Annotated in this window: 17 protein-coding genes; 10 read left to right on the top strand and 7 right to left on the bottom strand. The window is 43.4% G+C overall.

What is annotated here, in order from left to right:
* Positions 1-164 precede the first annotated feature (164 nt).
* Together PGL01S_RS09315 and PGL01S_RS09320 are read right to left on the bottom strand one after the other, a co-directional pair.
* Positions 165-947 (bottom strand): ABC transporter permease subunit, encoded by a 783-nt coding sequence (locus PGL01S_RS09315; protein WP_164775425.1) that lies wholly within the window; start codon positions 945-947, stop codon positions 165-167.
* A complete protein-coding gene (locus tag PGL01S_RS09320) occupies positions 940-1842 on the bottom strand; it encodes an ABC transporter ATP-binding protein (protein WP_127493777.1) in 903 nt (300 codons plus the stop codon). Before PGL01S_RS09320 ends, PGL01S_RS09315 begins: the two co-directional genes overlap by 8 nt.
* A 147-nt stretch (positions 1843-1989) precedes the next feature.
* Here PGL01S_RS09320 and PGL01S_RS09325 point away from each other — a divergent pair, with 147 nt between their 5' ends.
* From PGL01S_RS09325 to PGL01S_RS09360, 8 genes are all read left to right on the top strand, one after another.
* Positions 1990-2613, top strand: a complete 624-nt coding sequence (locus tag PGL01S_RS09325) for a TetR/AcrR family transcriptional regulator (RefSeq protein WP_127493779.1) — start codon at positions 1990-1992, stop codon at positions 2611-2613.
* Between the two features lie 222 nt (positions 2614-2835).
* The gene (locus PGL01S_RS09330) at positions 2836-3600 is read left to right on the top strand and encodes an SDR family NAD(P)-dependent oxidoreductase (RefSeq protein WP_127493781.1); all 765 of its coding nucleotides are present in this window, start codon (positions 2836-2838) and stop codon (positions 3598-3600) included.
* A 41-nt stretch (positions 3601-3641) separates the two neighbouring features.
* Positions 3642-3947, top strand: a complete 306-nt coding sequence (locus PGL01S_RS09335; RefSeq protein WP_127493783.1) for an ArsR/SmtB family transcription factor — start codon at positions 3642-3644, stop codon at positions 3945-3947.
* A 401-nt stretch (positions 3948-4348) separates the two neighbouring features.
* Positions 4349-4828 (top strand): class I SAM-dependent methyltransferase, encoded by a 480-nt coding sequence (locus PGL01S_RS09340; protein ID WP_244935555.1) that lies wholly within the window; start codon positions 4349-4351, stop codon positions 4826-4828.
* Between the two features lie 108 nt (positions 4829-4936).
* Positions 4937-5626 carry a response regulator transcription factor gene (locus tag PGL01S_RS09345; RefSeq protein ID WP_127493785.1) on the top strand — a complete coding sequence of 230 codons (690 nt, stop codon included), beginning with the start codon at positions 4937-4939 and terminating at the stop codon, positions 5624-5626.
* Between the two features lie 145 nt (positions 5627-5771).
* Positions 5772-6731: a HAMP domain-containing sensor histidine kinase gene (locus tag PGL01S_RS09350; protein WP_127493994.1), complete on the top strand. Its 960-nt coding sequence runs from the start codon at positions 5772-5774 to the stop codon at positions 6729-6731.
* 281 nt (positions 6732-7012) lie between these two features.
* A complete protein-coding gene (locus PGL01S_RS09355; RefSeq protein WP_127493787.1) occupies positions 7013-8158 on the top strand; it encodes a Gfo/Idh/MocA family protein in 1146 nt (381 codons plus the stop codon).
* A 35-nt stretch (positions 8159-8193) separates the two neighbouring features.
* Entirely contained in the window at positions 8194-8766 is a 573-nt protein-coding gene (locus tag PGL01S_RS09360; protein WP_127493789.1) for a GNAT family N-acetyltransferase, read from the top strand.
* A 163-nt stretch (positions 8767-8929) separates the two neighbouring features.
* Here the strand turns inward: PGL01S_RS09360 and PGL01S_RS09365 are convergent, their stop codons facing one another.
* The 5 genes from PGL01S_RS09365 to PGL01S_RS09385 form a co-directional block, all read right to left on the bottom strand.
* Entirely contained in the window at positions 8930-9535 is a 606-nt protein-coding gene (locus PGL01S_RS09365; RefSeq protein WP_127493791.1) for a TVP38/TMEM64 family protein, read from the bottom strand.
* A 169-nt stretch (positions 9536-9704) separates the two neighbouring features.
* Positions 9705-11162, bottom strand: coding sequence for a hypothetical protein (locus tag PGL01S_RS09370; protein ID WP_127493793.1), 1458 nt, complete (start codon positions 11160-11162; stop codon positions 9705-9707).
* A gap of 404 nt (positions 11163-11566) precedes the next feature.
* Complete coding sequence (locus tag PGL01S_RS09375) at positions 11567-12211, bottom strand: peroxiredoxin-like family protein (RefSeq protein WP_127493795.1); 645 nt, start codon at positions 12209-12211, stop codon at positions 11567-11569.
* A gap of 19 nt (positions 12212-12230) precedes the next feature.
* Positions 12231-12923, bottom strand: coding sequence for a cytochrome c biogenesis CcdA family protein (locus tag PGL01S_RS09380; protein ID WP_127493797.1), 693 nt, complete (start codon positions 12921-12923; stop codon positions 12231-12233).
* A gap of 24 nt (positions 12924-12947) precedes the next feature.
* Positions 12948-13202, bottom strand: a complete 255-nt coding sequence (locus tag PGL01S_RS09385; RefSeq protein ID WP_164775426.1) for a thioredoxin family protein — start codon at positions 13200-13202, stop codon at positions 12948-12950.
* Positions 13203-13395: 193 nt separating this feature from the next.
* Here PGL01S_RS09385 and PGL01S_RS09390 point away from each other — a divergent pair, with 193 nt between their 5' ends.
* Positions 13396-14103, top strand: coding sequence for a response regulator transcription factor (locus PGL01S_RS09390; protein WP_127493801.1), 708 nt, complete (start codon positions 13396-13398; stop codon positions 14101-14103).
* A gap of 146 nt (positions 14104-14249) precedes the next feature.
* Positions 14250-15134, top strand: coding sequence for a HAMP domain-containing sensor histidine kinase (locus PGL01S_RS09395; RefSeq protein WP_164775427.1), 885 nt, complete (start codon positions 14250-14252; stop codon positions 15132-15134).
* The last annotated feature ends 241 nt before the right edge of the window (positions 15135-15375 follow it).

The following is a 15375-nucleotide window of genomic DNA, read 5'->3' on the forward strand; positions in this document are numbered from 1 at the left end:
GGGTCCTTCGGCAATACAGCGAACTGAGTTTATCCATCATGAGCATAACCCCCGTAACTAGCGTTACGGGGGTTTTTTGCAATCAACGTCCTGGGACTCCCGGTATCTGGTTGACGTGTATCTAGAGTACGCTTAGAAGAGCGATTTCATTGTAGACCATTCATTTACAGAGGCAGATCCTTTCTTCTGAAAGTAACGATTCCAGCCGCAAAAAAAATGATTCCGATTACGATCAAGATGATTAGTCCACTCACATAGCTGCCGTCATTGATTATGGCCTTCGAATCGTACAGCGTGATTATGGTAATATGCTTCAACGATTCTAGTTTGCTGCTCAAGCCGGAAAGAAGGTTCGCCACGAAGAAGAAGATCGATATTCCAGCACCGAGAGTAAGCGATTGCGATGAACGATTAAACACACAGGAAGCGACAAAGACAATTCCGCTAAGCGCTGTTTGCAGCAAGAAGAATCCGAAGGTGAGCGTAAGGAAGGTCGAGATATCAAGCTTTCCCGGCTGTGCAATTTCAGCGACTCCGCATCCGACCCCGAAGACGATCGCAAACATGACGGCAAGCGAGGAAACGAGATAGATGGCGCTGGTAACTGTCAATGTCGTACGTGAAATCGGAGCAGCAAGATGGTAAGCCATGCTGCCTCTATCAACTTGCCCTGCGATCATTCTATTACCTAGAACTACGGTATATATAATGCACAGAATAAGCGCGAACATACCGAAATACTGGTTGCCCACAAAGTCGCTAAGCGTAGAAATATCCCCTAATGGATTGAGCCCTGCGTTCTTGTTCGCCTCTGCGATTTGACTGATGGTGGACGGGACGAATACGCTCATAATCACCGTTATTAATGCGCTCAGTATCGCTGTGATAACAATGAACAGCTTGTGATTAGAAGCAGCAATTTGCCTGAATAGCGTTGAATTAAACATCGATTTGCTCTCCTTTATAGTAGCCTCTGAAATGTTCTTCAAGCGAGGATGGAACTTCGCGCATCGACTTAACATTTATGGTGGATAATGCTCGAAGCAGTTCATTTATTTTAGAATCTTCAATTTCAATGACTACCCGGCCTACTTCCGAATCGACTTCCTTCGGCTTGAAAGCATCGTTCTCAAATAATGCCATGTCCGTTCGCTCGAAAAACTCGATCGCATACGTTCGTTTGGAGCTATTCCTGATTTCTTCCGTACGCATATTCGAGATGATTCTGCCTTGCTTGATAATCCCGATTCGGTCGCAAGTACTCTCGATTTCTTCGAATACATGCGAGGACATCAGTATGCTTCTGCCCTTCAGCTTCTCTTCCTGGACAAGATTGATGAAGACGGCTTGCATTAACGGATCGAGCCCGGTAGTCGGCTCATCCAAAATTAGAATTTCCGGATCATGCATGAATGCACAGACTATGCCAACCTTCTGCTTGGTTCCCTTGGACATGCGGCTAAGCTTTCCTGAAGGGTCAAGCTCGAAGCGGTGAATCAATTCTTCAGCTTTTTTCATATTCCGAAGCTTGCGCAGATCGGATAAATACCGAATCAGATGCATACCAGTCATGTTCTCTGGAAATGCAATCTCCGCCGGTAAATAGCCAAGATGCCGCTGAACTTGCTGGGACTGGCTCCAGCAATCCAGATTTAGTATGGAAGCCTTCCCGCTCTGTGGCTTTGTAAAGCCAAGCAGATGACGAATCGTGGTCGTCTTGCCCGCGCCGTTCGGACCGATAAAGCCGAAAACTTCTCCTTGATTAACTGTAAGAGATAGATTGAAGATGCCTTTTGTTGTAGTGAAAGACTTGGTTAGCTTCTCAACTTGTATAATGCTCATTCCTAATATTCCCTTCCTGGCTTCTGAATTGAAAAACCCAACAACTTGTCGTATGTTTAAAGTGTAAGGGAGTCCCCTAACTTGCTTCAACCGACAGTCTTGGTTCAAATGTCGGATATTGTTGCGTCTTAAGGAGCTAATTGTATTATGAAAAAGCAGTCGCAAACGACTATTCAGACAAGACAAAACTTAACCGACGCTTTTTGGTCGCTATACCGAACGAAGCGAATCGAGAAGATTTCCATTAAAGAGATTACGGCCAAGGCCGGATACAATCGGGGAACCTTTTATGAATACTTCAAGGATGCATATGACGTGCTGGAACAAATCGAGAACGATTTGCTCGTCAAACTGCAAGAGCGGATGTTGACCCCTCTTCAAACAGATGTAGCGATAATGGATATTTCCATGCAAGTCGTCTTGTTAATTCAAAGTCTCGAGGAACTGAATGATTATTACATGGTTTTGCTTGGAGATCAGGGCGATCCGGCTTTCCTCAGTAAAATTAAAAACAGCTTCAAGCCCCTCTTGATGGCCAGACTAACGGGAGATGGCGCTAAGGAAGGGTTTGAGTTGGACTACACGGTCGAATATACACTGAACGCCATGATCGGCATCTTTCACTATTGGTTTTCCCAATCTAATAAACCACCTCTGGAGCAGTTGTTCGCACTCATGAACGAGCTTTTGAATGATGGTGTGATGAAGAAAATAATCGCTTTACAGGTGAAATCTGATTCAGTGGAAGCAACTGTACCCTTTCACCGCTAGTATCCATAATTGGTAACTTACTTGCAATTCAACCTCCATACCTTCATAAGGGGGTGATTTGTTATTTTATAGGCTGTACAGGGGATAACCTGTTCAGCCTATTGGTTTATAAACGATTCTATATGTACCTAGTCATTTGACGTATTTTCTATCAACATGTATAATGCGTTTAAATGTTTAAACATATAAACATAATAGGATGATGAATGGAGAATCTATATAATGAAAAAAACAGCATTAATAACGGGAGCCAACAGCGGATTAGGCTATGAGTTCGTAAAACGATTTGCACAGGATGGTTATCATCTTGTTCTTGTAGCAAGAAGCGGCCAAAAGTTGGAGGAAATCAAAAAGACGTATAAAGACATTCAGGTAACTGTCATTCAAAAAGATTTGAGTAAGCCTGGCGCCGCCAAAGAAGTATTTGATGAGGTAGAAAAACAAGCCATTACCGTTGATGTACTTGTCAATAATGCCGGCTTTGGTTTATTAGGTAAATTTGACGAGTTGGATATCCAAAAGCAATTAGACATGATTCAATTAAACATAGCTGCTTTAACGGAACTAACTTACTATTTTCTGCAGAACATGAAAAAAAGGAACACTGGAAGAATATTAAACGTAGCAAGTACAGCCGCATTCCAACCGGGGCCTATGATGAGCATTTATTATGCAACGAAGTCTTATGTGCTCTCCTTCTCAGAAGCGCTTGTAGAAGAGCTGTCTGGAACTGGAATTTCGGTTACTACTCTTTGCCCGGGAGCTACGAAAACCAATTTCGGTACCGTTGCTGCTGTAGAGAATACGAGAATGTTTAGTCGAGCAATGGATTCTGAGGAAGTTGCAAAAATAGGTTATAATGCAATGATGAAGGGGAAAAGAGTGGTTATAACCGGCGGCATGAACAAGGCAGGTGCTCTTGGGGCAAAATTCTTGCCGCGTAGTCTGGCGGCGAAAATTGCCAAGTATGTCGCAGGGGAAAAATAATACTCCCTCAATTGTTTGTCGAACAGGAGGTTTCTTGAAATATGTCCCAACAAGCGATCGATATTTTTCGAGCATGCATACCGTTATTTAACTCTTTAAGTGATCCGGCAAGGCAGGATATCATCCTCCTATTGGCTGAACGGGAGCAGTTAAGCGTGAATGAAATTGCTGAGCATTCGAACCTTTCCCGTCCCGCAATCTCCCATCACTTAAAAATACTGCGCGATAATCATCTCGTTAAAAACGAACAAAAAGGAACACTGCGTTATTACTCACTTTCATTAGAATATAGCGTACAACAGCTTAAACAGTTGATTGACGTTGTAGAGAAGGATTGCATTTTGTAATACGTATATGTAAATATCTTGACTCCGGAACAGTTAGCAGCAGCTTTAGCTTTTTTAAGCTCTTTATTTAACTGACATAAATCCTCAACCGGTACAACAGAGAGTTATAATCTGTAGTGCCTTTTTTTATTTTGTTACGAATGTTTAAGTGACCCCGAATGCTGAAGATTTTTGAGTTTTCTTTAGAAATTCTTTAGAAAAATCCTTAGTGGCAGCTAAGAAATTATTCTTATAGTTATCAATGTGAAGAATATTTTTTTGCCAGATTTTTTACCGGGACTCTTTGAATACGCCGGACAGGAATGAGGTGAGGATAATCCCAGCAGTTATGATGGACACTCGCCGGATGTTTTATTCTGAGTTTACAAGCAGTTATACGTAAGAAAAGGACGTGAAAATTGATGGGCGTGAATCAATCGATATTGTTTTTGAAAAAATATGTACAGAATCCTAAATACGTGGGTAGCATAGTGCCGAGTTCACGATTTTTGGCAAATCGGATGCTTGATCAAGTATCATGGGAGCAAATAAAAACGGTTATTGAATTAGGCGCAGGGACTGGTGCTATATCCAGACTAATGGCGAAGCGGTTAAATCCCAAAACAAGAGTAATGATATTTGAAAAAGATGAACAGATGAGGGGAAGGATACAAAATAATTATTCGGAGTGGATCTGTGAAGGGGATGCGATGCAGTTATTATGGCAGTTAGAAAAACACAACATGCACAAGGTGGATTGTATTATTAGTGGGCTTCCTTTTTTTAATTTTTCCGCTGAGATGCGTCATCACCTTATTCGGCAATGCGTTGATGCTCTTAAACCTGGAGGTCATTTAATTGCCTTTCAATATTCATTACAAATGAGAAGGTTGCTTTCATAGTACTTCGATATAGAGAAGATATCTCTTGTTCCATTGAATTTTCCCCCCGCTTTTGTTTATGTTTGTAGAAAACGAATATGCGATGAGGAGTAGGAGGGGAGCAATCTAATGGCTTTAATCCTTGTTGTAGATGATGACTCAGAAATCCGGGACGTGATTCACATCTATTTGCGAAAACAAGAACACGAGGTTCTTGAGGCGAAAAATGGATTAGAGGCGCTTGATACATTAATGAAATGTGAAGTTGATCTAATCATACTCGATATAATGATGCTACAAATGGATGGTATTCAGGCATGTATGAAAATTAGAGAAAGATATGCCACACCAATTATTATGCTTTCTGCCAAAGAAGAAGATATGGACAAGATTGTAGGGCTTACTACTGGCGCAGACGACTACATGACGAAACCCTTTAATCCTATGGAGCTAATTGCAAGGGTTAAAGCACAGTTGCGGCGTCAATCCTTGCTTAAACCTAAGATATCGGAATTTAAGACCATCTGTATTCAAGATCTTGTTATTGACGAGACAAAACATTATGTATCAATTAGGGGACAAGAGGTGATGTTGACCCCTCTAGAATTCGGGATCTTAAAGTTGCTTGCAGCGAATCCTGGGCAAGTTTTTAGCGCTGATGCCATATATGAAGCAGTGTGGAAAGAACGTACAGGGTACTCAGATAATACGGTGATGGTCCACATACGCAATTTAAGGGAAAAGCTTGAATTAGTGCCAAGGGAGCCGCAATATATAAAGACGGTATGGGGTGTTGGTTATAAAATCGACAAATATTAGACTATTACGAAAACATAGTGTGCGTTATTCCTTTCTGTGGGCCACAATTTTTTCTATTCTCATTGCATCAGTTATAACCTCGATTATAGGAGGAGCAATAAATTCGACTGCTCGGACAACAATAGGATCACAATATTATCGTTTCATGGTCTATATAATTCCCATCATATTTTTGGTTTTTTTTCTTATTGCATTCTATTTTTTTACAAGAAGAATTATTAAATACATTTCCCTTCTAGCTGAAGGGCTGGGTATCATATCAAAAGGTAATTTAAATTACAGAGTTCCAGTCAACCGGAAGGATGAGTTGGGTAATTTAGCCATAAACATGAATGAAATGGCAGAGAAACTTGGAAATCAGAAGGAGAAGGAGACAGCAAATGAAGAATTGAAAATGAATTTAATTACCGGTATATCCCACGATCTTCGGACACCGCTGACAAGTATGATTGGTTACCTTGATTTGCTCCGGAACCATTCGTTTCTAAACGAGTCAGAATACAATCGTTTCGTGAATAATGCATATAGGAAAGCTGAACAGCTTAAAAAGCTTATTGATGATCTGTTCGTTTATACGCGAATTTCCTCTGGAAATTTGAAGTTAATTAAGAAGGAAGTTGACTTGCGAGCGCTCCTTGAGCAGATATTATTTGAGTTTGTACCCATTGCAAACGAACAAAATTCCATGATCACATCTCAAATCAATGTTGCGGAATCTATAGTATATATCGACCCCGAACAAGTGGTAAGAATTATTGACAATCTTTTAATGAATGCTTTAAAGTATGCAGTCGCTCCAAAAGTTATTGATGTTACACTGGAATGCGATGAATTTTGGATTTATTTAACGATAGAAAATGAAGGGGAGTGTATAACGCAAGAGCAAGAGTCTAAGCTTTTTGAACGATTTTATAAAACGGAACATGCCACCAAGAATCCTGCCATTCATGTTGGCGCGGGGTTGGGACTTGCGATATCGAGACAACTTGCAGAACTTCAATCCGGAAAACTCGAGCTTGTCCATAAAGCTGGTCATTATGCATTTACTCTTCTATTGCCCCTACGGCATATGAAAAATGAAAACAGTCATGCTGAACAACGTTAAAACGTTCCAAGTGTGGCTGTTTTTTTGTTGTCATGTTTAGGTTATTTCTACCTAATCACGAGTTTTTTTGCAGTGCAAAAACATGTGGGAATGGGTGAAGGAAATGGCTAACCATTTTCTAACCAAGATCAGTCAGAAATCCCACTTAGCTTAATAAGGTTTTCATATAACATATAAAGGACATTGAGTTCAAGAATCCTGTCATTGCAGCGGAGGCATGCTCCGTTGATTTGGAGATATGATTTCTATTTTGGTATTTAAGCATTCAGGAGGACATTTCAATGACGATTAGAGTAGGCATTGTAGGGGCAAGGGGGCTGAGTACGCTTCAGGGCTTCCGTTGTATGGCAGACGTCGAGATCACCGCGCTGTGCGATCTGGATGCTGATTATGTGAAGGAGGCGGCATCCAGCCATGGCATTCCAAATACGTACCGGGTGTTCGAGGACATGCTCGATACCGATATTGACGCGGTTGTCGTATCGACGCCGATGCAGCTTCATGTTCCGCAGACGATTGCGGCGCTTCAAGCGGGTAAGCACGTACTGAGCGAAGTAACCGCCGGCGTCACAATGGACGAACTTTGGTGGTTGAAGGAGACCGTTGAGGCTTCCGGTAAGGTTTACATGATGGCGGAGAATTATTGTTATATTCCACAGAACCAGCAAATTCTACAGATGGTGAAATCCGGCATGTTTGGCGACGTCTATTTTGGAGAAGGCGAATATCTGCATGATATTCGCAGCTTGGCGTTCCGCCACAATCGAAAGGGCGCCGGAACAGGCGCACCGACCTGGCGCAACTACTGGCAGTTAGGCAAGCGAGGTGCTTTTTATCCGACACACAGCTTAGGGCCAGTCATGCAGTGGTTCGGCGGTGACCGGATTCGGTCTGTATCGTGCTTCGGATCGGGATGGCATACTGACAAAAGATTCCGCCAGGAGGATACTTCGATAACGCTTTGCCAAATGGAGAGTGGCAAGCTAATTAAATTACGAGTGGATTGTATTTCAAAGCGGCCGCACAATATGAACTACTACACTTTGCAGGGGACTAAAGGATGTTACGAGGCACCTCGAGGGCTGGGAGATACGCACAAGATCTGGCTTGATAGTATGGGCGACCCTGAAGATCGCGAGCAATGGCGTCCACTGAGTGATTATGGTGAATATCTCCCCGAGCGTTATAAGAACGTGACGGAGGAACAACGGGCAGCGGGTCACTGGGGAGGCGATTATTTCATTATCGAAGACTTCGTAACGGCAATTAAAGGACTTCGCAAGCCGGTGATCGATGTTTATGATGCATGCGAGTGGACAGCTGTTGCGATATTGTCAGAATTATCCGTTATGAACGGCGGTCGTACAATGGATATGCCGGACTTCCGCAACAGTAAGTCTCGTGCGAATCAAATCATCAAATTGTAACCAATAATCCTAGAATAGAAGGAGCGAATGATGCAATGGAACAGCAACAACAGACGCAATTGCTCATGTTACGGGAAGATCTCGGCATGCTTCCCGATCTTGTACTGCCTAAAGGTTATGTTGAACATAGTCTGCGTTCGGGAGACGAGTATGGGTGGGAACGTATTATCATGGCCTCTTTCGGGGGAGAACATCATTTCGACAAGGAAATGGCATCAGATGATTCTTATAAGCCGGAGCGCGTAAGATTCATATCCATCGAGAATGGTGAGCCGGTGGCAACCGCTTCTGCTTGGTATCGGCCGCAATGTAAAGAGAATACAGGTTATTTGCATATGGTCGGTCTTCTTCCTGAGCATGCGGGGAAGAAGCTTGGTTATGCTGTAAGTCTCGCAGCCTTGCATCATATGGCAAGGGAAGGCAGAACAAGAGCCGTGCTGCATACAGATGACTTTAGAATTCCTGCGATCAAAACCTACTTTGATTTAGGATTTATCCCTGAGCTGGCCGACGACAGTCATCTCGGCAGGTGGGTTGCTCTTGCCAAACAGCTTAACCGTGTCATTCTCGCTGTTCAGGAAGGAACGAGAATGGAAATCAAACCATAAGCAGGCTAGGAAAAGATGGGGTCAAAGTTTCGAGTGGATTATTACGAGAAAACCGGCGGCGCATTCGCGAAGCTGAGCTGGTCCACCGCAACGCAGGCGAAGCAGATTATACCATCTACGCAGTAACTTTATAATGGGCAATACGTCAAAGCTTATTATTAGCTTATTGAAGACGTCGATAAACAAGATACACCAGAAATAAAAAAATCATATAAAATAATGTGATCCATAACACATTACTAATATTGGACAAAAATTGATTGCCAACAATAGCAAATACAAACATCACTGGTATTTTACCAACAAAAGTTGCGACAATAAAAGTAACAAAACGCATTCGGCTAATAGCCGAATAAATATTCACAAAAGCTGCGGGTACAAAAGGAATCAGCCGGGCTATTAAAACGGCAAAAAAGGCATTCCTTTCCATGAGCCCGGTGAACTGCTCCATTTTTTTGAATTTTTTTAAATAGCTGAGTCCTTGCTCTTGAAACAGGAATCTAACTAAGAGAAATAATAAAGCAGCAGCAATGGTTGAACTAAGAACATTAATCGTACCGCCAATAAAAGGTCCGTATTTTAATCCCATAATTCCTGCGACTATGCCATATGGTATGACAGGAATAAACGCGAGCATTACGGCAGCACTAAAAAGAATAATAAAATTGTTGTTATATTGGATCCATAGAAGGAACTGTTCCTTATTCATGAGGAGTGCAATTATCAATAACCCATAAACGGAAAATAAAACTGGCTTCAAAAGCTTCATTACTCTGACTTTCTCCTAACGGTTACCTTCTTTTTTGGTCCCTTATTTTCGTTATTTCTTTTGTCTTATTCGTAAGCTGTGTGAAAATATTCCAAGCGAGTTTTCAGGCTTAGAGTTACAACTATGCAGCGAAGCAGTTTCGTTGCCCATTCCATATAGCCAGCCATGTTTAAGGCTTAGAACGGAGATCAAAAACTTCTCCGTATTTTCCTGAAAATACAGGTTCTCCAAAGGCGTTCTTCCATTGCTTCTGATGTTGGGAAGATGAATAGTTTGGAATGATAAGATAATCTGGGTGATCAGCAGTTACGATCTCGGGAAGTTTGTCCGAGAAGCCATACATTGAACGTTCGAAAGCTGTCCAGCCGAATATACTTTTGGAAGCATCCGTAATAAAAGGATCCTCGCGGCCGTCGCATAAAATGTCAGCACCACGGTACATAGCATATCCGGATGTTCCATAAGTGGAGAGAACCTTTGGCCTGGTTCCATTACTCTGGTGATCGAGAATATAGTTCATTTCGTCTACCGGATACTCCTTATCATCTACCCGAGGCGGATGTGCAAATACGATAACGCTATTCAGGACAAGCCCGGCTGCAAACCCGTATGCAACGCTTTTCGGATTAATAGCCATTTTCAGTTTGGCTAGATAACGAAGTCCAGGAGCATAAGAAATGGACGTTGCTGCAAAGTAAGGAACGAATAGCCACAGAAATAAGTTTTGTTTGTAGTTGGTTACGCCCAGATAGACGATACCAATTATCATCATAAGTCTGAACATTTTGTTATGTATGGAGAATGGAATGATATAAGCAAAAAATATTAGCATCAGCACAATTGGGGTGTTTTCCCAATCGAAAAAATCAATAGGTTTCCATTCATTAATTAGATGGTTGTAATTGTGTTGGGTGACAACGAACAAATAGGTTATGCTGCGAATCCCTCCAGGGTTCACAATTGCAATAAGAGCAGTTGCACCATAAACAATGAGGTGACGTAGCCGAAGAGCCCTCTCCCATAAGTCTGCTAAGATCTGCATCCCGGAAAAAACAGCAATAACCGGCCATACGCCCGCATGTATATTGGCAATAGAACAGGAGCAAAGGATCATCAACACACCGTAACGCAAGTTCTCGGTCATTTTGAAGGATCTCATCCAAACGAAATACCAGACGATTAAGAAGGCCGATATCATTTGCGGACGGCTTGTAAAGTAAACGTAATAAACCCAAAAACCGACTGGAATTAATATTAATGTGCAAGTAAACGGCATATCCCAAAAGCCAGTCTCTTGTCGGGATATCTTTATTAGCCGGTATAGCCCGAGCATAAGAACTCCAAAGCTGACAGCAGTAAGCAGATAGATACCCGGCCAGCCAAATAAAAGGTAAAGAGTTGCTTCGATTATTTCAAAGCCATATTCATGTGGGATATAAGGAAGACGATCCCCATAAAACGTATGAATGGCATGATGCAGAATGGTTTTGTGTTCTATCATATATCTGCCGTTTTCGATATGCCAAAACGTATCCGAATCATTATAGCTGCTTGTTGGAAACAGAAACAATACAAGCAGTGTGAAAAAAACAGGAATTGCCCAATGTGTTACCTTTGTTAGGTGCATATTTTGTTTGAGGACACCTCTGGGACTAGTGGTGAGAGGTGAATCATACTCAAATCTCCTTTCTTTTTTCTTAGTTCAACTATAACAATAAGTTCTTAATAAATTATTAATTTGATTAGTGAAGACAAACAAAAGTTATCTTTTAAAACTAGAAGCCGTGAGGCTGGTTACGGTGGACAACTTGGCTCACCGTGAGGTCGCGAAGTGAGAAGTCACTGTCAAGGGAAGCGAAATATGGAGAAGGGCTGCCGATCGGCAGCCCTTCTTTTTTATACGACTAGCTTCGTATTCATTATCGTCCGCTGTGCAGAAATGGTCTGTACTTCCCGGCATGATGCAGGCGAGTGCTTTGATGCTCAAAGGAATTAATTTCCCCTTTTTGCCTATCTCAGGAACGCTGGCGGTTACAGCTTGCGTAATTCGCTTATTATATCCTCAGGCTCAAACCGCTTTATGAAGTCCGGGTTAAAGTATGCCGAACGGATGAAGCCACTCTCGTCAATCATGAATGTCGAGGGCACGGGAAGAATCCAACGGCTCGTGGCGTTGTATTCAGCCAGATTGAGACCTAAGCCTTGCTGGAATATGTCCTGTACGTAGAAGGGTACGTCATATAGGATACGATACCTCGCCGCAACCAAACCGTTCCGGTCGCTTAGAACATGGAAACGCAGCTCTTCCTTTTCTATTTGGGACAGTGTGGCATCGGGGCTTTGCGGACTGATTGCGATCAGTTGAGCGCCAAGCTTTTCGATCTCGGGCAGCACTTGCTGATAAGACTTGAGCTGTCTGCTGCAGTAAGGGCACCAGCCTCCACGGTAAAAGGTTAATACGACAGGGCCTTTGGCCAGTTCATCGTATAAATGAACTGCCCGGCCGAGTGCATCCTGCAGGGTGAAATCCTTAGCTTTCTGTCCAACAGGAAGACCAAACGGGTCTGCCGATTCCTGTTGCTCCCGGATTAGCCGCGACAGAGCGGCCTGTGCTTCCATCGGCGTATGAGGGTCAAACGTCTTCTTCATCTGCGCTAGTTCTTCATTTAAGGTCATTGTCATTCTCCTCTTATTTTTATATTTTCATAAACCCAATAACCAGAAAAACGATGCCAATCGCGATGGATAGGTAACCGGCAACTTTCCTTACAGGACCGCCCCATCTTGCTAATTTGCTTAGAATGGAAATAGAAAAGACGGCTACGGCCAAGAGTATCACGCCTTTCCCTAACGAATAGGTTGTCATGAGCAACGCACCGTGCAGCGGACTCCCTTGAAGCGCGATATAACTAATCAGCGCAAAAAAGATGGGAATCGCGCAAGGCGAAATAACAAGCCCGTAAGGAATTCCTAGCTTGAAAGCAGCCAAATGGTTTTGAGGGTGCTGTGGCCGGTTCAGCTTTTGAAACGCAGGCATTGCAAATGAAATGACACCAAGCAGCTGGAGCCCGGCGAAAATGTCAAAGAGGGGCGGAACCCAGGTTAGCAAACGATATTTTTCAACAGCGGGCAGGAACTGGTGGCCGAGCAGTGCCATGATCAAACCAAACAATACCGAAGTGACAACCATACCCAAGATAAAGCTGACAGCGATCCGGATGGCTTTTCTTCTCTCTCCGGCAGCCCCTTTCTGTACATAACTTGCAAACATAGCAAGCACGGGCAAATAACAGGCCAATACCGCGCTTACGATTCCGACGATGAACACAAGAATGTAGGTAGAGGCGGAAATTCCGCCTGTAATCGTAAAATGATATAATTCTTCCATTTGTTTCTCCTTTTATCTAGTGGATTATTGATGAAGTAATTCATACACGCGTTTACGAAGCTTAGGCAGTGAGGGCAAAGTGGCAAATTCCGCTTTTCCATTGATAAGAATCGCTCCGGCACTGAAAATGTTCAGTTCCTGGAGACGTTCAAACTGATCAACCACATGCAATTCCTGAATGTCGATTTGCGGAAACTCGGCCGCGACTTGCTTCACTGCCTTCATCGCTTTTCGACAAACGGAACACCCCGGTCCAGCTGTTACAACCTCGATTAACAATAGATCTCCTCCTTCTTTTCCTTTTTCATAAAAATCCACCATGCAAAAGGAAGATTTGTTTTGATTATAAAGATCACGCTGTTAAATCCTTGTTAAGTCAGCGAAGCTTCGTAAGAATGCATCTTTTTCCTCGTTTCGCCAAAAAATGTGTGATATCCTATTTTCATTGTCATGGAAGGAAGGAGTTGGTGATATGCGAATCCTCATTGTCGAAGATGAGGAGGATCTTTCACGCGCATTGGCCAAGGGTTTAAGGCGGGAAGGTTTTGCGGTGGATATCGCCGTTGACGGGCTAACGGGGTGGGAGCTCGCAGATACCAATGATTATGACGTGATTCTCCTTGACATCAATCTTCCGGAGCTGGATGGGATTTCGCTTTGTCAACGAATTCGCCAGTCCTCGCAGTATAACGATGTTTTTATTCTCATGCTTACAGCTCGCAACCATCCGGATGAGGTGGAGGAAGGGCTTGATTCGGGTGCGGATGACTACCTCCGCAAACCGTTTATGTTTAATGAATTGCTTGCCCGCATCCGGGCGCTTCTTCGCCGGAGCACGTCCGTGAAAAGCCCCGTCCTGCGGTTCGAGCGGCTTACTCTTGATTCAAAGACAAAGGAAGTCTGGCTGGATAATGTGCTTATCCCATTAACGAAAAAAGAATTTGGTTTGCTTGAATATCTAATGCTGCATCCAGGCGAGGTCATTTCGTCGGAAAAGCTTCTTGAGCATGTTTGGGATATCTTCGCGGATCCTCTTTCTTCAACAGTGAGGGTTCACATTAATTCCTTGCGCAAAAAGCTCTCGAACCATGATCCGGAGGCAGGAGAACGATATATTCAGACTGTTCAAGGTTATGGGTATAAATGGGCTCAGAGCCTTGAAAAAGAGGAAACGACATGAAACCATGGAACCGGCTTTCACTGCGTGCAAGATTGACGTTATTCGCTATTTTATTTTTGGGAATCTTGATCACTCTATATGTAGGGATAGATACTGTATTATCCGTTTACAAGTTTTTACCGGAGATGCAGGGGCGACTCCTAAGCTTGTTTGTCGTATTGGGAGGCATGGTTCTCAGCGCGCAATGGCTCGCAGTGATTATCCTGAAGCCTGTCAAGCGAATGAGTGAAACCGCGGCGGGAATAACGGCAGCTACGCTGCATCAACGTCTGGAGATTGACCAGCTTCACGATGAATTGAAGAAGCTAGGGATTGTATTCAATACGATGCTGGATGGGCTGGAACACTCTTTCACTCAACAAGCTCGCTTCGTTTCCGCGGCTGCGCATGAATTAAGAACACCGCTATCCATCCTTCGAACGAATCTGGAAGTGGCCGGAGACGGTGACAGCATTGATTCAAGCGAATGGAGAGATTATAGGGCGACAACAGAGCGGACGCTTGCGCGCCTGGAATCCTTAACGGAGGATTTATTGCTGTTGGCTGACGGTACTTACGACCGGGAAAATAACATGCACAAGGTTACGCAGCTTGCTGACATTCTTGCGGACGCAACTTCCTTCATGAAACCGATGGCAGACAAATACGGGGTGACGCTTTATTTGGTAGAGCCCTGCGATGCCCTTGTTAAGGGGGAAGAAAGCTTCTTATTCCTGGTCTTTCGCAATCTGCTCGACAATGCGATACGGTATAATCGGCCAAATGGGAACGTTACGCTGCAGGTATCGCAGGAAGAGGGACGGATTGTGGTTCGGGTTTCGGACACGGGAAAGGGGATACCCCTTTCATCAAAGGAACTGGTTTTCGAGCGGTTTTACCGGCTTGACTCCTCACGGGCACGTCGTCATGGCGGGGCTGGGCTAGGCTTGTCAATCGTTCGCCATTTGCTGGCAATCTCCCAGGGTACCGTTGAGCTCGAGTCGAGTTCCGAATCGGGCAGCGTGTTTAAGGTTACCTTGGTCCGGGGTTAAGAGGCAGACAAGATACTTACGACAATTTTTGTTCAAGAGCAGGAACGAAACCTCCATTCGGGCACGAACATTCGTGTAGGATCGGAGGTTTTTTGGTTGAAGAGGCATTTTTAATTAAAAATATTTACAGGTTCGTTACAGGCGCGAAAAAAGATCGAAATAATCTCTGTATATAATGAAACCCATGAATACATTTCAATCAAGAAGAGGATAAGATAAATCCACAGTTAGGACCAGTTGC

Source organism: Paenibacillus glycanilyticus NBRC 16618 (genome assembly GCF_004000805.1).
GTDB classification, from domain to species: domain Bacteria; phylum Bacillota; class Bacilli; order Paenibacillales; family Paenibacillaceae; genus Pristimantibacillus; species Pristimantibacillus glycanilyticus.